This window comes from Pseudoalteromonas sp. S3178 (assembly GCF_005886985.1).
In the GTDB taxonomy this organism is placed as follows: domain Bacteria; phylum Pseudomonadota; class Gammaproteobacteria; order Enterobacterales; family Alteromonadaceae; genus Pseudoalteromonas; species Pseudoalteromonas carrageenovora.
The window spans coordinates 1-265 of sequence record NZ_PNCW01000345.1; the positions used below are offsets into that span (position 1 = coordinate 1).

General features: G+C 40.0%; 1 protein-coding gene. It reads left to right on the forward strand.

From position 1 onward, the window contains the following. The coding region (locus CWC11_RS21245) for a DUF2986 domain-containing protein (RefSeq protein WP_212748109.1) at nucleotides 1-257 on the forward strand (257 nt) is incomplete at its 5' end. Nucleotides 258-265: the final 8 nt, after the last annotated feature.

Below are 265 nucleotides of genomic sequence, written 5' to 3' on the forward strand. Positions count from 1 at the left end.
CATTAGAGGAATTGCAAAAGGATCTGGACGAATGGATGATTTATTACAATAATGACCGAACTCATCAAGGAAAAATGTGCTGTGGCAGAACGCCATTGGAAACATTATTAGATGGGAAATCGATTTGGGCTGAGAAGAATTTGAATGCAAAATTACATAAAAGTAATAAACCACGTTACGTGTCTAAAGCAGACAGAGCTAAGCAGGTCGACAATACCACGACACAAGACAGTACCTCTATTGAGCTGACTGAGTGATCACAGCC